General features: G+C 62.2%; 19 protein-coding genes, 1 tRNA gene, 1 other RNA gene and 3 pseudogenes. 15 read left to right on the forward strand and 9 right to left on the reverse strand.

Features of this window, described 5'->3' with window-relative positions; all coding sequences use genetic code 11:
• Positions 1-66: 66 nt before the first annotated feature.
• Positions 67-1,434 (forward strand): annotated as a pseudogene (gene tgt, locus HWU94_RS09840) (tRNA guanosine(34) transglycosylase Tgt); the annotation flags it as partial.
• Between the two features lie 237 nt (positions 1,435-1,671).
• On the forward strand, positions 1,672-2,172 hold the full coding sequence (locus tag HWU94_RS09845; protein ID WP_185173567.1) for an SRPBCC domain-containing protein: 501 nt from the start codon (positions 1,672-1,674) through the stop codon (positions 2,170-2,172).
• An 88-nt stretch (positions 2,173-2,260) separates the two neighbouring features.
• Here the strand turns inward: HWU94_RS09845 and HWU94_RS09850 are convergent, their stop codons facing one another.
• From HWU94_RS09850 to HWU94_RS09865, 4 genes are all read right to left on the reverse strand, one after another.
• Positions 2,261-2,737 (reverse strand): thioesterase family protein, encoded by a 477-nt coding sequence (locus HWU94_RS09850; protein ID WP_185173568.1) that lies wholly within the window; start codon positions 2,735-2,737, stop codon positions 2,261-2,263.
• Between the two features lie 2 nt (positions 2,738-2,739).
• The gene (locus tag HWU94_RS09855; RefSeq protein ID WP_244955960.1) at positions 2,740-4,185 is read right to left on the reverse strand and encodes an amino acid permease; all 1,446 of its coding nucleotides are present in this window, start codon (positions 4,183-4,185) and stop codon (positions 2,740-2,742) included.
• A gap of 128 nt (positions 4,186-4,313) precedes the next feature.
• The gene (locus tag HWU94_RS09860) at positions 4,314-5,771 is read right to left on the reverse strand and encodes an amino acid permease (protein ID WP_244955961.1); all 1,458 of its coding nucleotides are present in this window, start codon (positions 5,769-5,771) and stop codon (positions 4,314-4,316) included.
• A 167-nt stretch (positions 5,772-5,938) separates the two neighbouring features.
• The gene (locus HWU94_RS09865; RefSeq protein WP_185173569.1) at positions 5,939-6,649 is read right to left on the reverse strand and encodes a queuosine precursor transporter; all 711 of its coding nucleotides are present in this window, start codon (positions 6,647-6,649) and stop codon (positions 5,939-5,941) included.
• 229 nt (positions 6,650-6,878) lie between these two features.
• Here HWU94_RS09865 and HWU94_RS09870 point away from each other — a divergent pair, with 229 nt between their 5' ends.
• Complete coding sequence (locus tag HWU94_RS09870; RefSeq protein ID WP_185173570.1) at positions 6,879-7,547, forward strand: TetR/AcrR family transcriptional regulator; 669 nt, start codon at positions 6,879-6,881, stop codon at positions 7,545-7,547.
• A gap of 15 nt (positions 7,548-7,562) precedes the next feature.
• Here HWU94_RS09870 and HWU94_RS09875 read toward each other — a convergent pair whose 3' ends face one another.
• Positions 7,563-7,886, reverse strand: a complete 324-nt coding sequence (locus HWU94_RS09875) for a type II toxin-antitoxin system VapB family antitoxin (protein WP_185173571.1) — start codon at positions 7,884-7,886, stop codon at positions 7,563-7,565.
• Positions 7,887-8,089: 203 nt separating this feature from the next.
• Between HWU94_RS09875 and HWU94_RS09880 the strand changes: the two genes are divergently transcribed.
• Together HWU94_RS09880 and pnuC are read left to right on the forward strand one after the other, a co-directional pair.
• Positions 8,090-9,190 carry an AAA family ATPase gene (locus tag HWU94_RS09880; RefSeq protein WP_185173572.1) on the forward strand — a complete coding sequence of 367 codons (1,101 nt, stop codon included), beginning with the start codon at positions 8,090-8,092 and terminating at the stop codon, positions 9,188-9,190.
• 30 nt (positions 9,191-9,220) lie between these two features.
• Entirely contained in the window at positions 9,221-10,003 is a 783-nt protein-coding gene (gene pnuC / locus HWU94_RS09885; RefSeq protein WP_185173573.1) for a nicotinamide riboside transporter PnuC, read from the forward strand.
• A gap of 206 nt (positions 10,004-10,209) precedes the next feature.
• Here the strand turns inward: pnuC and HWU94_RS09890 are convergent.
• Positions 10,210-10,294: transfer RNA gene (locus HWU94_RS09890), tRNA-Ser, on the reverse strand.
• A 207-nt stretch (positions 10,295-10,501) separates the two neighbouring features.
• On the opposite strand from HWU94_RS09890, the gene ffs reads away from it, so the two are divergent.
• The 5 genes from ffs to HWU94_RS09915 all read left to right on the forward strand — a co-directional run bounded on the left by ffs (position 10,502) and on the right by HWU94_RS09915 (position 17,201).
• An RNA gene (ffs, locus tag HWU94_RS09895) (signal recognition particle sRNA small type) lies at positions 10,502-10,598 on the forward strand.
• Between the two features lie 176 nt (positions 10,599-10,774).
• Positions 10,775-13,678 (forward strand): DNA polymerase III subunit gamma and tau, encoded by a 2,904-nt coding sequence (locus HWU94_RS09900; RefSeq protein ID WP_185173574.1) that lies wholly within the window; start codon positions 10,775-10,777, stop codon positions 13,676-13,678.
• A 12-nt stretch (positions 13,679-13,690) separates the two neighbouring features.
• Positions 13,691-14,746, forward strand: coding sequence for a recombination mediator RecR (gene recR / locus HWU94_RS09905; protein ID WP_185173575.1), 1,056 nt, complete (start codon positions 13,691-13,693; stop codon positions 14,744-14,746).
• 145 nt (positions 14,747-14,891) lie between these two features.
• Positions 14,892-16,181: an aspartate kinase gene (locus tag HWU94_RS09910; protein WP_185173576.1), complete on the forward strand. Its 1,290-nt coding sequence runs from the start codon at positions 14,892-14,894 to the stop codon at positions 16,179-16,181.
• Positions 16,182-16,280: 99 nt separating this feature from the next.
• Positions 16,281-17,201: a 3-methyladenine DNA glycosylase gene (locus HWU94_RS09915; RefSeq protein ID WP_185173577.1), complete on the forward strand. Its 921-nt coding sequence runs from the start codon at positions 16,281-16,283 to the stop codon at positions 17,199-17,201.
• A gap of 9 nt (positions 17,202-17,210) precedes the next feature.
• On the opposite strand, the pseudogene HWU94_RS09920 reads toward HWU94_RS09915, so the two are convergent.
• Positions 17,211-18,081: pseudogene (locus HWU94_RS09920) on the reverse strand (NADP-dependent oxidoreductase).
• A 54-nt stretch (positions 18,082-18,135) separates the two neighbouring features.
• Entirely contained in the window at positions 18,136-18,519 is a 384-nt protein-coding gene (locus HWU94_RS09925) for a DUF1304 domain-containing protein (protein WP_185173578.1), read from the reverse strand.
• Positions 18,520-18,613: 94 nt separating this feature from the next.
• On the opposite strand from HWU94_RS09925, the gene HWU94_RS09930 reads away from it, so the two are divergent.
• From HWU94_RS09930 to purL, 4 genes are all read left to right on the forward strand, one after another.
• Positions 18,614-19,192, forward strand: a complete 579-nt coding sequence (locus HWU94_RS09930; RefSeq protein WP_185173579.1) for a TetR/AcrR family transcriptional regulator — start codon at positions 18,614-18,616, stop codon at positions 19,190-19,192.
• Positions 19,193-19,303: 111 nt separating this feature from the next.
• Complete coding sequence (purS, locus tag HWU94_RS09935; RefSeq protein ID WP_185173580.1) at positions 19,304-19,555, forward strand: phosphoribosylformylglycinamidine synthase subunit PurS; 252 nt, start codon at positions 19,304-19,306, stop codon at positions 19,553-19,555.
• Between the two features lie 5 nt (positions 19,556-19,560).
• Entirely contained in the window at positions 19,561-20,370 is an 810-nt protein-coding gene (gene purQ / locus HWU94_RS09940; protein WP_185173581.1) for a phosphoribosylformylglycinamidine synthase subunit PurQ, read from the forward strand.
• Between the two features lie 25 nt (positions 20,371-20,395).
• On the forward strand, positions 20,396-22,714 hold the full coding sequence (gene purL, locus HWU94_RS09945) for a phosphoribosylformylglycinamidine synthase subunit PurL (RefSeq protein WP_185173582.1): 2,319 nt from the start codon (positions 20,396-20,398) through the stop codon (positions 22,712-22,714).
• 163 nt (positions 22,715-22,877) lie between these two features.
• Here the strand turns inward: purL and HWU94_RS09950 are convergent, their stop codons facing one another.
• On the reverse strand, positions 22,878-23,774 hold the full coding sequence (locus HWU94_RS09950) for a hypothetical protein (RefSeq protein WP_185173583.1): 897 nt from the start codon (positions 23,772-23,774) through the stop codon (positions 22,878-22,880).
• Positions 23,775-23,997: 223 nt separating this feature from the next.
• Here HWU94_RS09950 and HWU94_RS09955 point away from each other — a divergent pair.
• Positions 23,998-24,096: pseudogene (locus tag HWU94_RS09955) on the forward strand (hemin ABC transporter ATP-binding protein); the annotation flags it as partial.
• Positions 24,097-24,177: the final 81 nt, after the last annotated feature.

A 24,177-nucleotide genomic window follows, 5' to 3' on the forward strand; every position in this document is an offset into this window, starting at 1 on the left:
GCTCGCACCCCACACTCGCACCGAATGTCACCGAAAGCTTCATAGGTATGTGCTTCCTGCCTACCTATGAAGCTTTCGCTTGCCCTCAAGGAGCGGGACCACAGCGTCCTACCCCACTCACCCGGTAGACTTGTTCCCGTGCTCAATACCGAATTTTCTGATCCCACTTTTTCTTTTGAACTGGGCAACCGCCTGACTGATACCGCCCAGCCCACCGGCAAGCAGGTGGACGCCAACGGCGGCGCCTTCCAGGGGCGCACCGGCGTCATTCACACCCCGCACGGCGATATTGCCACCCCCGCCTTCACCCCGGTGGGCACCAAGGCAACCGTCAAGGCCGTACTGCCCGAGGCCATGAAAGACCTGGGCGCCCAGGCCCTGCTGGCCAACGCCTACCACCTCTACCTGCAACCGGGACCAGACGTCCTCGACGCCGCAGGCGGGCTGGGTAAGTTCATGAACTGGGACGGCCCCACCTTCACCGACTCCGGGGGCTTCCAGGTGATGAGCCTGGGCTCCGGCTTCAAGAAGGTCATTGATATGGGCACCGTGGCCGGGGCTACCGGCGCGGACGGCCGCCCCATCGGCGACGACGACGTGGCGGCGGGCAAGGAACGCATGGCCCATGTGGACGACGACGGGGTCAACTTTAAGTCCCATATCAACGGCGATATTCACCGTTTCACCCCCGAGGTGTCCATGCAGGTTCAGCACCAGATTGGTGCTGACATCATGTTTGCCTTCGATGAGCTGACCACCCTCTATAACTCCCGTGCCTACCAAGAAGAGGCACTAGAGCGCACCCGTCTGTGGGCCCTGCGCTGTATTGCTGAGCACCAGCGCCTGACCGCTGAGCGGGTGGGCAAGCCCTATCAGGCCCTTTTTGGTGTGATTCAGGGGGCCCAGTATGAGGACCTGCGCCGCAAGGCCTGCCGCGATCTCGGCTCCATGCCCTTTGACGGCTTTGGCCTGGGCGGGGCGCTCGAAAAGGAAAACCTGGGCACTATCGTGCGCTGGTGCAACGAGGAGCTGCCCGAGAACAAACCCCGCCACCTGCTGGGCATTTCGGAGCCCGATGACATCTTCACCGGCATTGAAAACGGCGTCGATACCTTCGACTGTGTCTCCCCCACCCGCGTGGCCCGCAATGCGGCCGTTTACACCCCCGATGGCCGCTTCAACCTGACCAACGCCCGCTACCGCACCGACTTCTCCCCCATCTTCGAGGGCTGCGACTGCTACACCTGTACCCACTACACCCGCGCCTACCTGCACCACCTTTTTAAGGCCGACGAGCGCCTCTCAGCGACCCTGGCCTCGATTCACAATGAGCGTTTTATTGTGAAGATGGTGGATGACGCCCGCGCGGCTATCGACTCCGGGGAATATTTCGACTACCGCGATGAGTTCTTGGGTAAGTACTACGCCAAGAAGGTTGCCCAGCAAAAGGCCCAGGAAGAAGCCGCAGCGCGTAAGGCCGCTAAGGACGCCGAGCGGGCAGCTGCCGCCCAGGCCCGCTGGGAGGCCAACATGAAGGCAAAGGCTGAGGCCGAAGCCCGCCGGGCAGCCGAGCAGGCAGCCCAGGGGCAGGACGCCGGGGCGGACGCGTCCGCGCAGGCTAAAACCGACCAGGCCGACGCCACCAAGCCCACTAGCGACGAAAAGTAGAGCATGAACGACTTTAAGATTGACGACCTCAAGCCCGAGGAAACCATCACCTACCGCCACGAGTTCGCGGCCACCCCTCAGCAGGTCTTTGAGGCTTTTACCAACCCCACTCTCTTTATCAAGTGGTTTGGGCCTGCCGGCTGGAAGATTATTCCCAACACTCTGACCCTGGAGCCGGTCATTGGCGGCCGTAAGCAGTTCGTCATGCGCCACAAGGATCAGGCTAAGTTCCAGGCCCCCATGTACATGCGCTTTGTGACCCTGGCCGAGCCTCACACCATCGAGTACCGGGAGGCCCTGCCCACCCCGTCCGGCCAGCCCTCAGACACCCTGATTGGCCTGCGCCTTGAGTTCGAGGCTGGCACCGCGGTGACCGAGGACGGCGTCGGCGAGGGCACCGTCCTTAAGCTCACCCAGGGCCCCCTACCCGCCGGTGTGCACGAGCAGACCCTGGCCTCCTGGCAGGGCTCCTTCGGCAAGCTGGCCAAGTTGCTCGCACGCTAAGCAGCTTCATTCTCTACACCCCCGCAAAAGTGCACATGCCTGTCACTTTTCACAGGGCATGTGCACTTTTTAAAGGGCATCTACGATCTTAGGCCGCCAGCTGCTCCCGCTGTTCTGAACTCAGGCGCACCAGGGAGCCGGTCTCAACGTTGAAGAAGGCCAGGGTGGTGCTGGCTGAAACGCAGTGGACGCCGGTCACCGGGTCGTACAGTTCGTAGCCAACAACCAGCGAGGCTGCCGTCACTTTACTAACCTGCATCTGCACCCGCACCGGTACCGCGCGGTAGGCCAGGGGGCTGCGGTACTTGACGTGGTTTTCAGCGACCAGGGCCTGGGTGCCGGTAGGCAGACTTTCAAAGAGGGGCAGTTGAGCGGACGCCCGCCCCGACTCCCCCGTAGAGCTCTCCCCTACCAGCGGGGCAGGTTCACCGGACGAGGGCGGCGGCCCGAAGAGGGCCACGCGGGCTTCTTCGAGCACCTGCATCATGGTCACGTTATTGACGTGGCCGTAGGCGTCCATGTCGCCCCAGCGTAGGGGAACCTCGACCTCATAGACTGCACCCATACCTAGCCCCTGTCACCGCTGTGGGCCGCCACGGCGGCGTCCGCCTCAGCGAAGGCGTCCTCGTGCCCGGTGTGCACGCGCTTGACCACGCCGAAGTAAATCATGGTCAGAATCAGGAAGTAGGCGATACCCATGGTGGCCGGGGCAGCGTTGCCGGTGCGGGCGAAGAGGGCCGCCCAGATAGCCAGCAGCAGGAAGATACCCAGACCAGCGGTGATTCGCCCGCCCCACATGCGGAAGGCCGAAGAGTTACCCTCAACCCCCTTGAAGGCGATGTAGGCCAGCAGAATCAGAACCCACACGGTGAGGGCGCAGACCATGGTCAGGGTCATCATCAGACCAAAGGCCTGGCCGGGCAGGAAGAGGGCCAGCAGAATCGCCAGCACCACGCCCGAGGTTGAGGCCCACATGGCCAGCACGGGAATACCGCCACCGCTGACGCGGGCCAGGGGCGCAGGTGCCATCTTCTCACTCGCCAGGGAGTGCAGCAGGCGGGTGCCCGCGTAGAGATTGGCGTTGGCGGCGGACAGGGCAGCAACCAGAATAATGAAGTTGGTGATGGAGGCAATGGCCGGAACACCGACTTCCGAGAAGACCAGCACGAAGGGTGAGGCTTCAACGGAGCCGTCGAGCTGGGCGGCTGACTGCCAGGGAATAATTGATACCACGATGAAGAGGGCGACCACATAGATAGTAGCCAGGCGCCACATATTCGCCTTGGTCGAGGCCCGTACTGAGCGCACCGGGTCCTTCGCTTCGGCCGCGGATATGGAGAGCATTTCGATACCGCCGAAGGAGAACATGACCACCGCGAGTGAGAGCCAGACCCCGTGGAAGCCGGTGGGCATGAAGCCCCCGTCGTTGGTCAGGTTGGCGATGCCGGTGGCCTCGTGACCGGGGAAACCCACGAAGACCAGGGCCAGGCCCACCAGCACGAAGAGCAGCAGGGCAATGACCTTGATGGAGGACAGGAAGAACTCCATGGTGCCAAAGTACTTGACCGAGCGGATGTTCAGCAGCACGATCACCGCACCAAAGAGCACGATACCCACCCACAGGGGCAGGGAGGGCCACCAGTACTGCAGGTAGGTGGCAACCGCGACCAGCTCAATACCGGTGATAATGGCGGTGACGGTCCAGTAGGCCCAGCGGGTCAGGTAGCCGGCGTAGGGGCCCAGGTAGCGGCCAGCGATGGAGCCGAAGCCACCGCGCACCGGGTAGCGAACGGCCATTTCACCGGTAGAAGCGGCAATAATGGCGGCGACCAGGGAGCCGATAGCGTAGGCCAGAATAACGGCCGGGCCTGCCAGGGCAATAGCGCCTGAGGAGCCCAAAAAGAGGCCGGTACCCAGGGCCGAGCCCAGCACAATCATGGTCATCTGCCCGTGCGTGAGTGAGCGTTTGAGGGTGGTCGCCTGGGCCTGCCCCTGCGAAGGTGTGTGTGCCACGGTAAGCCTTACTGTGAGAAAACGTCGTGTGCGATAGCGGTGTTAATACGCGGACGCCGGTGCGCAGCTCCCCTGCCGGGTGGCGGGGAGCGGGCTACCGGCGTCCTTGTGTAGACCTGCTACTGATTTTAGCGCTGTTTGGTGCCGTCGACGACGGGCACCTGGGTAGTGACGGTACGGACCTCTTCAAAGGCGTCGTCTGAGGTGCTGATGTTCTTGTTGACACCAGCGAAGTAGATGACGGTGATCAGGCCGAAGAAGCCTAGACCCAACAAGACGGAGGGAATCATCGAACCGCCGGCGAAGAACATGGCGATGAAGGTGGCGATCACGCCGGTCAGGCCAACCGCTGCGGTGGCGGAGCCGCCGAAGACGCGGAAGGGGGAGGCGTCGCCTTCAACCTTCTTGTAGGCCATGTAAGACAGTAGGATCATGGACCAGACCATCAGCACGCAGACGGTCACCAGGGCCATCATGTAGCCGAAGATTCCGCCGACGCCCGAGATTGCCATAATCATGGCGACCACGGCACCCAGGGATGAGACGGTCAGTGCCAGGGTGGGGATGCCCGAGGAGCTGGTGCGGGAGAGCACCTTGGGTGCCATGCCCTCGTGGCCTAGGGCGTGCAGTAGGCGGGTGGCGGCGTAGAGGGCGGCGTTTGCGCCGGAGAGGGCTGCGGTCATCAGGATGAAGTTGGTGATACCGCCGATGTAGGGAATACCCAGTTCGGTGAAGACCATGACGAAGGGGGAACCTTCGATGTCCTTACCCAGGGCGGCGGCGCTGGTCCAGGGGATGATGGCGACCACGATGAAGAGGGAGAGCACGTAGAAGGTAGCCAGGCGCCACATCATGGCCTTAGCTGAGGAGCGCACGGAGCGGACCGGGTCCTTAGCTTCTGCCGCTGAAATGGAGATCAGCTCGATACCGCCGAAGGAGAACATGACCACGGCCAGGGCAATCCAGATGGAGGAAAGGCCGTTGGGCATGAAGCCGCCGTGGGCGGTGAGGTTGGAGACGCCGGTGGCGTCCTGGCCGGGCAGACCGAAGAAGACTAGGGCCAGGCCGAAGATGATGAAGAGGACGACCGCGCTCACCTTGATCGAGGACAGGAAGAATTCCACCACACCGAAGGATTTGACGCTGGTCAGGTTGAGCACGAAGATCGCACCGCCCGCGATGAGCACCCAGGCCCAGAGGGGGACGTTGGGGTACCAGTAGGCCATGTAGGCACCGACGGCTACGACCTCGGCACCGGCTAGGGTTACGGTGGTCATCCAGTAGGCCCAGCGGGTCAGGTAGCCCGCGTAGGGGCTGAGGAACTTACCGGCGATGGTGCCAAAGCCGCCGCGTACGGGGTAGCGCACGGCCATTTCACCGGCGCAGGCACCGATGATAGCGGCAATCAGTGAGCCGATGGCGTAGGAGACGATGACGGCCGGGCCCGCGATAGAGATAGCTGCGCCGGAGCCCAAAAAGAGGCCGGTACCCACGGCGAGGCCGAGGGCAATCATGGTGAGCTGGCCGTGGGAGAGGGCGCGGCTGAGGTTGCCGCCCTCCTGCTGGCCGGTGGTGGTTGATGCCACGGGTGCCCTCCCTTTCAAGAGAGTGTGGTGTATGCAATGAACCGAAAGTTTACACAGGTTTTCTGAGGGAAAACCGGTCTTCAGTGCTCACCATTGTGCAGTGAGAGACGCATCACCCTCTTGGTGGCAGGTGCAGGGCACTTGGCGGGCAGTGCGCAGTACTCGCCCTAGGGGGCGGGGCTGTAGGTGGGTTCCTTGCGCTTGAACCAGCCGATGACGGGGTAGGTGATGGGCAGCAGGAGTAGCTCTACGGCGCACTTGTATACGTAGCCCACGATGACGTAGTTGAGGAAGTCGCCGAAACTTGTAATTCCAATAATGGGGGCGGCGATGGAGCAGAAGATGATGGTGTCAGCCAGTTCGCCGACCAGGGTTGAACCCATGAGTCGACCCCAGAGGTGGCGGCCGCCGGTTGCTGCCTTGAGCTTCACCAGCACCCAGGAGTTCAGTAGCTGACCCGCCAGGAAGCCCAGCAGGGAGCCCGCAAGAATCTGGGGCACGGGGCCCAGTACGGTTTCAAGAGCAGCCTGCCCTTCGTAGAAGTCGGCTGCGGGTAGAGCGATGAGTACCCAGAAGCTAGCGGCGGCAACGGCAGCGGCAACGAAGCTGGCGATAATGGCGCGGCGGGCTAGTTTAAAGCCGTAAATTTCGCTGATCACATCGCCCAGTACGTAGGCCAGGGGGAAGAGGAAGAAGCCGCCGTCGGTGATGATTGGTCCGAAGGTGACGCCCTTGGTAGCCCCAATGTTAGAGAGGATAAAGACCACGCAGGTGGCTGCCAGAAGCAGATCGTAGTAGGTGCGGGTGGGGCGGGCGAAGCTGGTATCGGCGCCCTGCTTGTGGGCGGACGCCGGTGAGCTGGTGGGAGGTGTAGACACAGTTATCCCCTGGGTTGAGTATCGGTTTGAAGAGTGCCCACCTGCCACCTGGGCGCCCACTAGCTTACCGATTTTTAGGCAACCCCGCACGATTTACCGGGGGTGGGGTGGTGTGGGGTGGGGCGCAGTGGCGTCCGCACCGGTGGACCAGTGGTAGGTTTTGCTGACAGTTTGCTGGGTTCTGTCGTGAAAAATAGGTTTTAGTGACAGATAGCGGTAAGGTGTCATTATGCCTCGAATTACCGCCGCCACCAACGCCGCCCAGCGCGAGAACACCAAGCGCGCTATTCTCGATTCCTTCGGCCGTCTGCTCTACGAGCGCGGCCTGCCCGGCCTCACCATGACCCACGTGGCTAAGACCGCCGGCATCGGCCGCACCGCGGTCTACAACTACTTTGCCGACATGGGTGAACTGCTCATTGCCTATGCTCTGGATGAGACCGGACGTTTCCTCACCGAGCTGCGCGAGGCCCTGGCCGGGGTAGAGAACCCCATCGACCAGCTGGCTGTCTACGCGCGCCTGCAGATTGAGGACCTTTCCCGCCGCCACATGCCTCCCGGCCCCGCTATGCGGTCGGTCCTTTCACCCGAGGCGTTTGCCAAGCTGGGCGATCACGTGCGCGAGCTTCAGATAGTTCTGGCAGGCATTCTTTCTGCGGCGATTGAGCGCGGCTACCTGCCCGAGAACGACATCCGCGAGCTGGCACAGCTGGTTCACGGCTCCTTATCATCCAGCGCCGACCGCACCGATGAGGCCAGCGACAGAGCAGCCCGCGAGCGCCACATTGAGAACACGATTCGCTTTATTCAGCTGGGTCTGGGTGCACGCTTTGATGAGAGCGGGCGGCCCGTCCGCCTGGACGGCACCCCCGAGGTGCACCTGGTAGCTGCTTCCTAGCTGTAACTGACACCCCTAGCCCTGGGCCAGCAGCGAGGGGGCGAGGGAGTCGAGGTCGAGCACGCGGGCGTACATGACGGCTCGGCGCTGCAGGGCGGTGCGCAGGGCGCGGTGGACGCCGTCTTCGAGGTAGAGCTCACCCCGATAGCGCACCACGTGGGGGAAGAGATCCCCGTAGAAGGTGGAGTCTTCGGCCAGTAGGGTTTCAAGGTTGAGGTTTTTCTGCGTGGTGATGAGACGATCGAGGCGCACCTGCGAGGGCGCAATGGAGCCCCAGGTACGCTGAGTAAGCCCGTGGTCGGGGTAAGGGCGCGTGTCACCTACACCTTTGAAAATCATGCGGTCTATTGTACGCCGGGCACGGGCAGGCCCTGAGTAAAGCCCGGTGAGAATTGCCCCACCGGCACCCTAACATGACGCCGATCATATTCGTGACACTCTATTACTTAAAGTCATGTTGACCTTATTTGCTTTGGTTGCCCGCGCGGTGTTTAATCGTGGCTATGCGCGGGTCACCCGGCCCGCCTGAGCCCAAGGACACCATGCTTTACAAAAAACAGCTCACCGGCTCTCACGTGGGGCTTGTGGTGGGCAGCTTCGCTCCCCTGCACCGCGGCCACATTGACCAGATTCTGCGCGCCAAGAAGGAGAACCCCGGCGGCACCCTGGTGATTGTCGCGGGTTCCCAGCAGGACGCCGGGGAACAGGCAGGCATGAAGCACACCAAGCGCTACCGCTACGTGTCTGAGCACTTCAAGAACGATCCCCTGGTGATTGTCGACTCCCTCGACGAAACCAACCTCAGCACACCCGAGGCCTGGGCTAGCGCCCTGGACGGTTTCTGGGCTACCCACGTTGTGGCGGGCGCCGAGCGCCGCCTCTACCTACTCGATGATGAGCACATCACCCGTTTCCAAGCAGGGCATCAGGACGCAGACGGGCAGCAGGCCGTACGCCTGGCACCCTGCCAGCTGCCGGCGTCCGAACCGGACATCCGAGCCACCCCGCTCGCCCACTGGGACCTCATCGCCCCGCCCTTCCGCCGCTTCTTTACCCGCAACGTCCTGGTCTTGGGGGCCGCCTCAGGCGGAAAAACCACCCTGGTGGAGGACCTCGGCAAGCTCTACAACGCCCCCTACTCCTACGAGTACGCGCGGGTCTACCAGGTCGAGGCCAACATCCGCGATGAAGACTACGACCTTCTGGACTACCAGAACGTGCTCACCGGCCAGTTCAACCTCAACCGCGAAACCATCGACAACCCCGGCAACCGGGGGCTCACCCTCATGGACACCGACGCCATGGTCACCAAGGCCTACGCCGCCATGAGCGCCGCCGACCCCGCCAGCGAACTCAGCGAGACCGACTACGCCAAACTCCTACCCCTGGCCGATTCCCTGATTGCCAAGGCCCGCTGGGACCTCATTCTCTTCATCCCGCCGGTGGGGGCCTCTGGCTACACCCTCGACGGGTTCCGGTCGCAGACCAACAACTCCGATGACTACCTCAGCGAGATTTCCCGCATCATGCTGGCCGAAGTTGAGGCAGCCGGTCTGCTTGACCGCCTGGTGCTCCTCGACGGCGCCGACTACGCCGAGCGCTACGAGCAGGCCAAGGCCGCTATCGAACGCCTCCTCCCCTAACCCCTACCCCCGTCACCCGAAAGATTTATCATGAGCGCACCCACCACCGGCCAAGCCCCGGTCAACCCCCTAGCCCGTCTTGCCAAGGCCACCTACACCGACCTCTTCACCGGCTACACCCCCTTTGAGAAGGTCTTCTTCCCGGCCCTGATTCTGCTGCAGGTCGTGGTCAGTACCGTGGCCTTTGAGGGCTGGCTGAGCTTCATCACGGCCTTTGCGGGCATGGTCTGCGTGATTCTGGTGGGCAAGGGGCGCCTGTCGAACTACTTCTTCGGCATCGTGCAGAACGTGCCCTACCTAATTCTGGCCTACCAGGCCTACTTCATCGGTGAAATCACCATCGCCGCCTTCTACGTGCTCACCCAGTTCTGGGGCCTCTACATGTGGCGCAAGAATATGCGGGCAGCCAAGGAGCAGTACGAGCTCAGCGGCGCGTCCGCCCTGGCACATGCCGCCGAGGGTACCCCGCTAGATGTGCAGACCCGCCGCCTGACTCTGCCCGCTATCGCGGGTGTGCTAGCGCTACTGGCCGCAGCATCGTGGGGCTACGGGGTGCTCCTTGACGGGTGGGGTTCCAACCAGCCCTACGTTGACGCCTTCACCACCGTTATCGCCCTGATTTCGCAGGTGCTGATGGTCTACCGCTTCCGCGAACAGTGGGTCGGCTGGCTGGTACTAAACGCTGTGCAGATCTACCTGTGGTCAACCGTGGAGGGCGGCGGCAATATGGCCATCATGGCCATGTACCTGGGCTTTATCGCCAACTCGGTCTACGGCTGGTACAACTGGACCAAGCTGTCTCGCAAGAGCTAAACCTAAAACTTACTGTCGCCTAGTGGGGCTTGTTCAAAAGCGGTTCCGCAGGCTCACGCTCACTGTCGACCCTCTCGCGCGACTCGCTGCGAGTGCGGGGCGCCTGCCTACATCTCCAGCAAAATGCTCAGGATTCTGGCTATATACAAAGAATGTAGGCAAAGAAAAAGCCGGTTTCATCAAGTGGGCGATGAAACCGGCTTCAGCGGAGGATGGGGGATTTGAACCCCCGAGGGCGTGAACCCAACACGCGTTCCAGGCGTGCGCCATAGGCCGCTAGGCGAATCCTCCAGGCTGTTGCTTAGCTATTTGCATAGCTTCACGAAAGCGAACAGATACGAGCATACCCCATGCCCGGGCGTCCGCGCAAATTTATAGCCGTGGCGGGCGTGCTCACCCTCCCTTCAATCGCGCCCGGGGGCACCCCCATCCTTATCCTTACTTAAGAAGCTCTCTCTACCGCCCTTTGTTTTTCGTGGCGGCTTAGGGTACAGTTGTTGGAGCCCCTTACGTGGCGTCATCTTGGAAAACTCCCCCAGGGCCGGAAGGCAGCAAGGGTATCTGGGCTCTGACGGGTGCGTAGGGGGTCTTTATTTTGCCCGGCGCCTTTTACGCGAGCGTCCTTAAGCCTTTCGCGCACGGTTCTTAAAACGTCAGCCACCCCCACTACACTGTTAACCAGCACACCCGGGGCGGCGAGCGCCTGATTCTTTCTCTTGCTTTTCTCCCTGGGCCGGGCTCAGTTTTTCTGCACTCAACCGAAGGTTTATTGTGAGCACTGCGCTGTATCGCCGTTATCGCCCCGAGTCGTTTGCCGACGTTATCGGGCAGGAGCATGTCACCGAACCTCTCATGACTGCCCTTGAGAAGAACAGGGTGAACCACGCCTACCTGTTCTCGGGGCCGCGCGGGTGTGGCAAGACCACTTCGGCGCGTATTTTGGCGCGCTGCCTCAACTGTGCGGAGGGCCCCACCCCTACCCCGTGTGGTGTGTGTGAGTCCTGTAAGGAGCTTTCCCGCGACGGTGGCGGTTCCCTCGATGTGATTGAGATGGACGCCGCTAGCCACGGCGGTGTGGATCACGCCCGTGACCTGCGTGAACGCGCTACTTTTGCGCCGGTGCGTGACCGCTACAAGATTTTCATTATCGACGAGGCGCACATGGTCACCCGCGAGGGCTTTAACGCCCTGCTCAAGATCGTGGAAGAGCCCCCGACGCACATTAAGTTTATTTTTGCGACCACCGAGCCTAACAAGGTGCTCGGCACTATTCGTTCGCGTACCCACCACTACCCCTTCCGCCTGGTGCCCCCGCAGATTCTGGGGGACTACCTGGCTAAGCTCTGCGCCGAAGAGGGTGTTAAGGTCGCCGATGGCGTACTGCCACTGGTCGTCCGCGCCGGTGGCGGGTCGGTGCGTGACTCGCTGTCGATTCTTGACCAGCTCATGGCGGGTGCCTCTGACGAGCAGGGCATCTCCTACGACCTGGCTATTGCTCTGCTGGGCTTTACCCACGGCGAGTTGCTCGACGAGGTTATCGATGCTTTTGCTTCTGGTTCTGCCGCCGAGGTTTTCGCGTCGGTCGATAGGGTGATTCAGACCGGCCAGGACCCCCGCCGCTTTGTGGAGGACCTGCTCGAGCGCTTCCGCGACCTCATTATTGTGAAGGCTGTGCCCGATTCGGCGGGTTCGATTCTGCGCGGCCTTGCCGCTGACCAGCTCGACCGTATGCGAGCTCAGGCTGAGCAGCTGGGTTCTGCTGAGCTGTCGCGGGCTGCAGACGTCACCAATGAAGCCCTGAACGAGATGAGCGGGGCCATGAATCCCCAGCTTCACCTGGAGCTACTCTGCGCCCGCATTCTGCTGGCTGCCGGGGAGCAGGGCGTCGGTAACCTAGCTGCCCGCCTTGATCGGCTTGAGCGCAAGCTGGCGTCGGGGCAGTTCCCTGCGCCCGCGGGCGGTCATTCTGCACCGGCAGGTTCCGCTTCTGGCACCGGTTCGGACGCCGCCAGCCCCCTGGCACGCGCCCGGCAGCAGCTAGCCCAGCAGGGTGGCGCGCCTCTAGCCGCTGCCCCCGTGGCTGGGGCTCCTTTAGCGGGCGCTCCCTTGAGCGGTGCCCCGCTAGCAGGTCCGGGTGTTCCGCCGCTCGGTGGGCCCCCGCAGTCTGCCCAACCCAACCAATCTCCTCAGAGCGCCCAGCCCGTCCAGGCCGGGCAGCAGGCGTCCGCGCCGCTGGCGAACGCCCCGCAGGCCCAGCACTCCCCCGCGCCTCAGAGTCCAGCGCGGCCGGTGCCCGGTGAAAACACGGTCGATATGGTGGCGAACTCCTGGGCCGATGTAGTGGCTAAGGTGCCTGCCCCCTTTGCCCGGGCCCAGTTTGCCCTGTGTGAGCCGTCCAAGTTTGAAAACGGAGCCCTCTTCCTGCGGGCCGAGCTGCCCGTACTTAAGGCCGTCAAGGAGTACCTGCCCCAGCTTCAGCAGGCCCTCTTCCAGGTGCTGGGTCTGCAGGTTCAACTGCGCGGTGAAATCAAGAAGCCCGGCGACGGCGGCGATAGCCCCGGCGGTGGGCGCCCTGGCAGCGGACGTCCCGGCGGCCCCGGTGGGGCAGGCCCGTCAGGCGGAAACCCCGCCCCCGCATCTCAGGCATCCGCGCCCCAGGCTGCGAGCAGGCAGCCCGCTGCCGATGTCGCTGAGGGTCCGCGCGGTGGCGACCAGGCATGGGCAGCGCACGGCCAGCCCCGCTCACCGGAGCCTCCATCCTGGAGCCCCGATGACTGGAACAACCCCGTCACCTCCTGGTCGGTAGCAGCTATCCCCAGTGGTGATGCGGCCGAGGCCCCCGAGGAGCAGGCTCCCTCAGCCCCGCGTCTGCGCGTGATTGAGGGTGAGGCCGATCCCGTTGAGATCGCCAAGGCCCAGCACCCCTCCCGCGGCCCCCAGGAACAGCAGAATATTGCCCTGGCACGCGACACCGCCCAGGAGTCAGAGGACGCTGACCCCGCCTCCCAGGTGCCCCACGAGGATAGCCCACACGCGGTTTCCCTTGAGCCCGTCCCCACCAGTGAGGGCCTGGCCGAGCAGGGGCATAAGGATGCCGACAACGCTGCCCTCCAAGAAGAGGCCAAGGGCGAGAGCAGCGCCGCACCCCAGGCTCAACACCAGAAACAGGCACCGACTCAGGCACCGAACCAGGAGCCAGCCCAAGCACCGGCACAGAACCAGGCCCCGGTAGCCTACGAGTACGGTGACTACGACGGCGGCTACTTTGACGATGCCCCCGAGGACGAGCCCGAGTACGTTGCCGGGGTCGGCTACCATAAGGCTGAGGCTCCGCAGGCAGCGCCCCCTGCTAGCGCACCCCTAGCAGGCGCGCCCAGCGCCCCCGGTGCTCCCCTGGCACAGGCGGCGCAGGCCCAGGCGTCCGCGCCGCAGGCCACCGCCCAACAGCCCGGCGGTAAGAAGCTCTCCTTCCGCGAGCGCCACGCGGCGCAGATTGCGGCCGGCCAGCGGGCCGTCCAGCAGGCGCAGGCCCCCACCCCGGCAGAAGCCCCCGAGGACTTCACCCCCAGCGACGACGACGCCGCCCTTGAGTCGTCCGTGCTGATTGGCCAGCGGGCCGTTGAGAAGATTTTGGGCGGCAAAGTAATTGATGAGCAGCCCCTTCACCAGGGCTAACAAGGAGTTTTTGTGTACGAGAGTGCCGTCCAGAACCTGATTGACGAGCTGGGCCGCCTACCCGGCGTGGGCCCCAAGTCAGCCCAGCGTATCGCCTTCTACATTCTGAATGCGGAAAGCTCTGAGATGGCCAAGCTCACCGACGCTATCGCGCGCGTGAAGAAGACCGTGAGCTTCTGCGAAATCTGCGGTAACGTCTCTGAAACCAAGCTCTGCGCTATCTGCCGCGACGAGCAGCGCGACCCGGCTGTGCTGTGCGTGGTGGAGGAGTCCAAGGACGTGGTGGCCGTTGAGCGCACCCGCTCTTTCACCGGCCGCTACCATGTGCTGGGCGGGTCCATTAACCCTATGGCCGGTATCGGGCCGGAACAGCTGCGTATCCGCGAGCTGGTGGCCCGCCTGTCGGATGAGCGCATCACCGAGCTGATTCTCGCCATGGACCCCAACCTTGAGGGTGAGGCTACCGCCACCTACCTCTCGCGCCTGCTGGTGCCCATCGGTATTCGCGTGTCGCGCCTGGCGTCGGGTCTGCCGGTGGGTGGCGACCTGGAATACGCCGACGAAATCACCCTGGGCCGTGCCCTTGAGGGCCGCCGCATCATCAGCGAGGGCACCCGCGCTGAGGTCGCAAACCCTGCCGAAGATTTTGAGGCCGCCCTTGAGGCAGAAACCGAGGCCAAGGAGCAGCAGGCCGCAGCGGAGCAGGCAGCTAAGGGCCCGCGGGCCCGCTGGTCTGGTTCTATGTTCGATGATCTTGATAGCGAGGACGCCGCCCCCACAGCTCCCAGCGAGCCTTCCCCGGCTGAGGGGCAGCAGGGGGACCTAAACGAAGAGCTGTTGGAGCAGGAGCTGGCGGGTATTCCGGGTGAGCTGTCTGCCGAAGAGCAGGCTGAACTCGCGGCGGCAGCTGCCTTTGAGGCTGAAGAGGCCGGTGAGGGCGTGCAGTCAGAAGAGCTGCGCGATGCCTACGAAGCCAAGCTAGAAGAGCTGAAGAAGACCCCATTGCGCACGGTTGCCCCCGAGATCCCACCGATTCCGGGTAAGACCTACGTGAACCCCTGGACCTAAACCCATGGGTCTGTAATTTAGCGTCACACACGTTAAATTCCCGTCATTTGAGCAAAAATCGTCCAAGTGCGACGCCCACCCCTACGATAGATTTAGGCCGGAAAATGCCCGGCACCTTCAACACCTTTATACTGGAGAAGTTTCAATGAGCCTGATTGTCCAAAAGTTCGGTGGGTCCTCGGTTTCTGACGCCGAGGGTATTAAGCGTGTAGCTCGCCGCATTGTGGACACGCAGAAGGCTGGCAACGAGGTCGTCGTGGTGGTCTCAGCAATGGGCGACACCACCGATGAACTGCTCGACCTTGCGGCTGAAGTAACCCCCAACGCCGGCCCCTCGCGTGAACTCGATATGCTGCTGAGCGCCGGCGAACGAATTTCTATGTCCGTCCTGGCCCTGGCTATCAACAACATGGGCGGCCGTGCCCAGTCCTTCACCGGCTCCCAGGCCGGCATGATTACCGACGGTGTGCACGGTTCTGCCCGCCTGGTTGAGGTCAACCCCGAGCGTATTCGCACCGCCCTTGATGAAGGCTACGTCGCCATTGTCGCGGGCTTCCAGGGCATGAACCGCCAGACCCGCGACATCACCACCCTGGGCCGTGGCGGCTCAGACACCACCGCGGTTGCCCTGGCGGCAGCCCTAAATGCTGATGTCTGTGAGATCTACTCAGACGTTGACGGTGTGTTCACCGCTGACCCGCGTATCGTGCCGTCCGCCCATAAGCTCGATACCGTCACGAGCGAGGAAATGCTTGAGATGGCCGCTAACGGCGCCAAGATTCTGCACCTGCGTTCGGTAGAGTACGCGCGCCGTTTCAACCTGAAGCTGCATGTTCGCTCTTCGTTCTCACAGCTTGAAGGCACTCTCGTTATCCCCGACAATGAGGGTATGACTACTAATTTGAAGGAGATCCCCTTGGAACAGCCCCTCGTCTCGGGCGTCGCCCACGACCGTAGCCAGGCTAAGGTCACCGTTATTGGTGTACCCGACGTGCCCGGTTCCGCGGCCAAGGTGTTCGGTATTCTCAATGAGACCAACGTGAACCTCGACATGATTGTTCAGAACGTCTCAACCGACCGCCCCGACGTCACCGACATCTCTTTCACTCTGCCCCAGGACCAGGGCGCTGCCGCTCTGGCTGCGCTTGAAGCTAAGAAGGCTGAGCTGGGCTTTGAAGAGGTCCAGTACAACGAGTCCATCGGTAAGCTGTCGCTGGTGGGTGCGGGTATGAAGTCCAACCCCGGTGTATCATTCAAGTTCTTTGATGCGCTGAGCACCGCCGGCATCAACATTGAGATGATTTCTACCTCTGAGATCCGCATTTCGGTTATCACCGATATTGAGAATCTAGATGAAGCTGTGCGCGCTGTGCACTCAGCTTTTGACCTTGATACCGAAGGTGAGGCTACCGTTTACGGTGGTACCGGCCGCTAGGTTGTGAACTAGGTTTGTCCGCGAGGACGCTCGGGCCCCGGGCTGGCAGCATCAGGCTGCTGGCCCGGGGCTCGGCTTTTGCCCACTAGAATAGACCCCATGCCCCTCACCCTCCTTGCCCCGGACGATTGGCGTACACTAGCGCGCGCCCATGAAGAACGCTCCGGCCGCTACGCCCTGCCCTTCGCACGCCGCCGCGAGCGCGGCCAAGCCCACCCCGTTGAAGACTTCCTCTTCACCTACTACACCCTAAAACCCGGGCAGTTTATGCGCTGGCACCCCGGTGCGGGGGTCATTCTGCAGGACGCCGGTGAGCGGGCAGACTGGAAGTTCTACCGGGCCGCTACCCAGCAAGAATTGGAAGAGGCAGGCCTACCACCTGCCGAAGCCGCCACGGCGGCGCAGGCGGGCACCAGCGTCCTTGTCGATACCGAAAAGTTTGCTGAGGACCGCGCCTCAGCCATTGATTTTGCGCGGATTATCCTGGGCAAAACCGCGGCCAAGCCCGGTTTCTTTGGCTGTTTTGGTCTACACGAGTGGGCTATGGCCTACAAGTCGGTGGAGAATAATATCCGCCACGACTACCTAGAACTGCGCCTGGGGGCAGAGGGCACCGATCGGGTGGTTGAGAGCCATAAAATTAGGTGCTCCCACTTCGATGCCTTCCGGTTCTTCATGCCCCAGGCGGTACCCATGAACGAGCTACAACCCACGCGTGAGCAACAGCGCAACCTAGAGCAGCCAGCCTGCCTGCACGCCAACATGGATATCTACAAGTGGGCCTATAAGCTCCTACCCCTGGTACCCTCGCACCTGGTCATGGACTGCTTCGAACTGGCCTGGGACGTGCGCGAACTCGACATGAAAGCAGCCCCCTACGACCTAGAGGACTGGGGTTATGAGCCGGTTGCCATTGAAACCCCCGAAGGTAAAGCCGAGTACGTGCGCCAGCAAAGACTCTTCGCCGACCGGTCAGTCGCCCTGCGGCAGAGGTTGCTCGATGCTATCGAGTGCGTCTAGGGGCAACAGCTAGAGCTTGACCACCATCTTGCCGGTGTTAGCACCCTGCATCATGGCGATGAAGGCTTCGATGGTGGAGTCGAGCCCCTCGTAGACGGTCTCGTCATAGGCGATCTTGCCGTCGGCAAACCAGCGGCCCATCTTTTCGCGGAACTCGGGGGCGACGTCCAGGTACTCCCCCAGGGTGAAGCCCTGCATGGTCAGGCCCTGCTTGACCATGTTGGTCATGTTGTCGGGGCCGGGGGTGGTCTCGTTGGTGTTGTAGGCCGAGATCGCGCCGCAGAGCGCCAGTCGGCCGCCGCGGTTCATCACGTCGAGAGCGGCTTCGAGGTGGTCGCCGCCGACGTTGTCGAAGTAGACGTCTACGCCATCTGGAACTAGCTCGGGCAGGGTCTGCCGCACGGGGGCGTCCTTGTAATTGAGGGCGGCGTCGTAGCCGTATTTGCTGGTCAGCAGCTCAACCTTCTCAGCCGAGCCAGCGCTGCCGACAACACGGGAGGCGCCGAGTAGGCGTGCGATCTGCCCGACGGCGGTGCCCACGGCGCCCGCTGCGCCAGAGACGAACACAACGTCGCCTTCTTTCAGGTGGGCGATGCGGGTCAGGCCTGCGTAGGTGGTCATTGCCGTCATGCCCAGCATGCCCAGGTAGAGCGAGGACGGCACCGCCGGTGATGCGTTCCCCCAGGCCGTAGGGGGCTACATAGCTCTTGGTGTCGTTCATGCGCCCGCGCATATAGGGGTCAACCGAGATGAACTCGTTTTTAACGCGTACCTGGCCATCGGTGAGCTCAGGCAGGGTAACGGTGGCAAATTCGAAGTTGTCGGAGGTGGGCCAGCCGCTGGGGCGGGAGGCAAGGCGGATTTCACGTGCTTGGGTCATGATTTTTCCTTTCGAAAGCTGTTTAACCAGTTCTACGCCTGTCGAGGGCGTTTGTTAAAGGGTTGCGCCCAGAGCAAGCAGAAGGACGGCGAGCAGCGGGAAGGCACCCTGCTTGATGGCGGCGGAGCGCTTGTCGGGTGAGGTGATGAAGAGGACGGCTGCGGCGGCCAGCATTGACCCGGTACCGGCGAGCATGAGGGCCAGACCCACGGCGGGGGCACCGGCGAAGTGGGCCAGGGCACCGGCAGCGGCGATGATTGCCAGGAAGAGGTTGTAGAAGCCCTGGTTGTAGGCCATTTCCTTGGTCTGTTCGGCTGATTCACGGCTCATGCCGAAGACTGGCAGGGCTCGGGTGGTCCAGGCGAAGGATTCGAGGTAGAAGATAAAAACGTGCAGGGCGACGGCGAGCAGTAGGGCGATGATACCGGCGATGGTCAAGGGGATACCCTTTCATAGGTTTTTGTAACGCTTATTCCAATATATACTAGAATGGTCAGTACACAATTTTACTAGCTATGAAACGAGGCACACCATGGGGCGCACAGCAACCTTCGACCGAGCGGACGCCGTCAGGGCAGCCCGCGGCATCTTTTGGGACCGGGGCTACGAGGCAACCTCAATCCCCGACCTGGAACAGGCAACCGAGCTACGGCGCTCCAGCCTCTACCACACTTTCGGCTCCAAAAAAGAACTCTTTGACCTAGTCATCGAGAACTATCTCAATACGATAGTCAGGCCACTACTGGCAAGAATTACCGCTCAAGACGCAGCACCCACAGCGCTACAGACTTACTTTGAAACCATCACAAATGCTCTCGAAACAACCCCGGAGCACCCCGGCTGCCTCCTCATTGCAGCGGCCAACGCACCCATCGGGCAGGATCCCGCAGTACGTGAAGCTATCACCAAATACCACGGTGAACTTGAACAAGCATTCACCCACGGAATCGGAGCAACCTTTCCTCATCTCACGATGCAAGAAGCAAAAAATCAGGCAAAAATTTTGGTCGCCCTCGTGGTCTCAGCCCTAGCGCTTGCACGCACCAACCGCGACCTGGCGATAGCTAACCTTACCGTCGCCAAAAACCTCGCCACAGCCACCGCGCAGTAGAAGTTGCGAGCACCGCACCCCACCTGCCCCAATGTGCCCCTCGACACTCCAGCCCCGTGTAAAATGAGACCTGGCTCTAATTAGATTCCAGCACCCAAGGAGTGCCCATTCATGGCCCGTATTGTTGTTGACGTTATGCTCAAGCCCGAAATCCTCGACCCCCAGGGCAAGGCTATCGCTCACGAGCTTCCCCGTATCGGTCTGAACAACTTCACCGATGTTCGTCAGGGTAAGCGTTTTGAACTGACCGTTGATGGTGAAGTCACCGAAGAACTGCTCGCGCAGGCCCGCCGGGCAGCTGAAGAGCTGCTGTCTAACCCCGTGATTGAAGACGTCGTCAACGTCGAAGCTCTGGAGGACTAAAAGACGTGGCAGAATCCCTCGCAGCAACCGAAGTTCCCCTGGTGGGCGACTTCTCTCAGAACACTCCCGACGCCGCCCTGGCTGATGTACGCGTTGGTGTCATCACCTTCCCCGGCACCCTGGACGACCGCGATGCCTCCCGCGCCGTCCGCCTAGCTGGTGGAACCCCCGTACCGCTGTGGCACGATGAAGTAGCTCTACACGATGTAGACGCTGTGATTGTGCCCGGCGGTTTTTCGTATGGTGATTACCTGCGCGCAGGCGCTATTGCCGCCAAGGCCCCGGTCATGAGCAAAGTCGTTGAGGCAGCTAGCGCCGCTGGTACCTCGGGTTCCGCTCCCCTGCCGGTACTCGGCATCTGCAACGGTTTCCAGATTCTGACCGAAACCCACCTGCTGCCCGGCTCCATGATCAAGAACGATCACCGCAAGTTCATCTGCCGCGATCAGACCCTGCGCGTTGAGACCAACCAGACTGCCTGGACCGGCGACTTCGAAGCGGGCCAGAACATCGTGGTACCCCTCAAGAACCAGGACGGCCAGTACGTCGCCGATGCCAAGACCCTTGAGGCTCTTGAGGCTGAAGGACGCGTGGTGTTCCGCTACGTGGACGTTAACCCCAACGGCTCCCGCAACGACATCGCCGGTATCGCCAACGAGCGCGGTAACGTCGTGGGCCTCATGCCCCACCCCGAGCACGCCGTTGAGCCCGGCTTCGGCCCCTCGTCCTCAGGTTTTGGCACCGTGGGTCTGCGCGGCGGCACGGACGGCCTGGGCGTCTTCACCTCCGTACTCAATCAGCTGGTTTCGGCCTAAACGCCTCGCATAAGGAATAAGAATTTTGAGCGACAAGAAGTTTAATCTCGACACCGTTGAGCACGCCGCTGCCACCCCCGAAGCCGAGCTACCCTGGGCTGAGCTGGGTCTAAAAGAGAACGAGTTCGAGGACATCAAGAAGATTCTCGGCCGCCGCCCCACCGCAGCCGAGCTGGCTATGTACTCGGTCATGTGGTCAGAGCACTGCTCCTACAAGTCTTCCAAGGTGCACCTCAAGCAGTTCGGTGCCAAGGTCACCGACGAGATGAAGAAGGACCTCATGGTCGGCATCGGCGAGAACGCCGGCGTGACCAACATTGGCAACGGCTGGGCCGTGACCTTCAAGATTGAGTCCCACAACCACCCCTCCTACGTTGAGCCCTACCAGGGTGCAGCGACCGGCGTGGGCGGTATCGTGCGTGACATTATCTCAATGGGTGCCCGCCCCGTGGCCGTCATGGACCCCCTACGTTTCGGTGCCATCGACCACCCCGACACCGCCCGCGTCCTGCCCGGCGTTGTGTCCGGTGTTGGCGGCTACGGCAACTCCCTGGGCCTGCCCAACATCGGCGGCGAGGTCGAGTTCGACGAGTGCTACCAGGCCAACCCCCTGGTCAACGCCCTGGCTGTGGGCATCATGCGCCACGAGGACATCCGCACCGCAAACGCCTCAGGTACCGGCAACAAGGTGATCCTCTTCGGCGCCCGCACCGGTGGCGACGGCATTGGTGGCGCTTCCGTTCTGGCGTCAGAGTCCTTCGACGACACCAAGCCCTCCAAGCGCCCCGCCGTGCAGGTGGGCGACCCCTTCGCTGAGAAGGTACTGATTGAGTGCTGCCTGGAGCTCTTCAAGAACTCCATCGTTGAGGGCATTCAGGACCTCGGCGCCGCAGGCATCTCCTGCGCCACCTCCGAGCTGGCCTCCAACGGCGACGGCGGTATGCACGTCGACCTGACCAAAGTTCTGCTGCGCGACCCCACCCTGACCCCGGGCGAGATTCTCATGTCTGAGTCCCAGGAGCGCATGATGGCTGTGGTGACCCCCGAGAACCTGAGCCGCTTCGAAGACATCATGAAGAAGTGGGACGTCGAATACTCCATCCTGGGTGAGGTTACCGGCTCCGGCCGCCTGACCATCGAATGGCAGGGCGAGATTATCGTCGATGTGGACCCCAAGACCGTCGCTCACGACGGCCCCACCTACGAGCGTCCTTACGCCCGCCCCGAGTGGCAGGACGCCCTGCAGGCCGACAAGTTCACCGGTTCTAGCGCGGACGACGCCCGCCCCACCGGCGCTGAGCTGGGCGAGGCTATCAAGGCATTTATGGCTGCCCCCAACATGTGCTCCAAGTCCTGGATTACTAACCAGTACGACCGCTACGTTCAGGGCAACACCGCTCTGTCTATGCCCGATGACTCCGGCGTGATTCGCGTGGACGAAGAGACCGGCCTGGGCGTTGCCTTGGCAACCGACTCTAACCCCCGTTTCACCAAGCTCGACCCCTATGAGGGTGCGAAGGCGTCCCTGGCTGAGGCCTACCGCAACGTGGCTACCGTGGGTGCCCGCCCCGTGGCTGTCTCTGACTGCCTGAACTTCGGCTCTCCCGAAGATCCGGACATCATGTGGCAGTTCGCTGAGGCCGTGCGCGGTATCGCCGACGGCTGTATGGAACTGGGCGTACCCGTGACCGGTGGTAACGTCTCCCTCTACAACCAGACCGGCGGCAAGGCCATTAACCCCACCCCCGTGGTTGCCATGATGGGAGTGATGGACGACGTCACCCGCCGCACCCCCTCCGGCTGGGCACCTGAGCATGACGGCCAGGCCCTCTACCTGCTGGGCACCACCCGTGACGAGCTGGACGGCTCCGAGTGGGCCCGTTTCAAGGGCCACCTGGGCGGCCTGCCCCCCAAGGTTGACCTGGCTGCCGAGAAGCTGCTGGGCGACATGCTGGTGAACATGAGCCGCGACGGCATGATTGACGCTGCCCACGACGTCTCTGCCGGTGGCCTGGCTGCCGCCCTGGTTGAGGGCTGCCTGCGCTTTGGCGTCGGTGCCCGCGTTGGCCTGGGTGAGGTTGCTGAGCGCGACGGTATCGACCTCTTCACCCTGCTCTTCTCTGAGTCCCTGGGCCGCGTGGTTGTATCTGTGCCCCGCTCCGAGGAAGTTCGCTTCAAGGACATGTGCACCGCCCGCGACTACCCCTTCGCCCGTATCGGCGTGGTCGATGCCGCCTCTAACGCCCTGGATATTCAGGGTGAGGTCGCTATCAACCTGGACGAGCTGCGCGAAGCCCACGAGGGCACCCTGGCCCGCCACTTCGGCGAGGTTGCCCCCAGCTAGTCTCTAGCTACTCTGGGTAAGGACGCCGCCGCGCCCCTCCCCTGCCTTCGGGCAGGCAGGTGCGTGACGGCGTCCTTCTGTCTTAGCCTGTGCAGGGTTCTTGGGCTGTGTGCAGAGAAAACCCTGCACACAGCCCAAGAAACCTGCACACCTACAATCTGGCTCACCGGACGCCTGCCTCCCACAACCGTTGCCGGAGAGTAGCAGGGTGCGACATCAGCTCCTTCCAACGCGTACGCACCACCTTCCAGCCAGCCATCTCTAATTCACGATGCCGCCGATGTTCCGTCTGAACCACATCATCAGCGCGGCCATAGACGCCCGAATACTTCACCTCACCGTCGACCTCAAGAATGACCCCCAGCTCAGGCCAAGCAAAATCAGCACGGTAGACACGGCCATAGTGAGTAAATACCTCGAACTGTTCTTGAGGTAGAGGCAGATTCCACTCATAGATAAGGTCGCGCGCGATTGTCTCAGCAGGAGAGTCTGCTAAAGCGCTCAGTCTCTGTCCCACGGCAAGTGCAGCTCCACCCGCCTCAGCCAAGGCCGCACGCGCCGACGCTACAGATATAACACCCTGCCGCAGAAAATAATCACCAATCACCAGCGCCTCGACGCGAGGTAGGGATAAGGCCACATCGCGCAGAGTGTGCCCCGGAGCAGCAACAGAAGCCCCTACTACCAGCCGAGCCTCGCGAACTACGTCCGTGCGTCCGCGATGCGCTGTTACTGAAGGGCGGTGTTGCACAGAAGCTGACGCAAAACTCATATGCACCTTGTGAGGCAGAGTCAGAAGGGGAGCTCCTAACCAAAGCGCAGCCGACTGGTGACTCAGTACCCCGCTCGGCACCGTTTTGATATGCGCAGCGTGGTGAGCCAGACACCTCTGGCGAGTGCTCCACTGCTTCCATATAGAGGTTTCGACATAGATTCCCTGCTTGATTTTGGTGTAGTCACCAGATCTAAAACGAGTCGAGGCTAGGGAGGGGCTTACACCGATATCTTGTAAATCTTTAAGGCAGCGCACCTGCTGGTAAATCTCTGCAACATCATTCATAAGGGCAGTGTCACCGAGCCCGTCTACCTCTTGCAAGGGGTGTGAACATCTCAGGCTCTTTTGGTTCACAGACAGGTCATATAGCGGCCAGGCCTGTGGATAAGTCGGGTGGGTTAGCTTGGCAGTTACCGGCCCGGGGAACGTCCTTCTGTCTTAGCGCTGTGCAGGGTTCTTGGGCTGTGTGCAGAGAAAACCCTGCACACTGCCCAAGAAGCCTGCACACACTCCCCTGCTCCTGCTCGACGAGCCCACCGCCGCCCTCGATATTCTGCACCAGGAGCAGACCCTCACCCGTGCCCGCGCCTACGCCCGGCAGGGGGCGCCTGCTGGTACTTCCTGCCCGCAACTGAGGCTGTTTTCATCCTTGAGACGGACGTGTACCCTCGGCTTCTCCCACTAGACT

Source organism: Rothia nasimurium, assembly GCF_014217215.1.
GTDB lineage: Bacteria > Actinomycetota > Actinomycetes > Actinomycetales > Micrococcaceae > Rothia > Rothia avistercoris.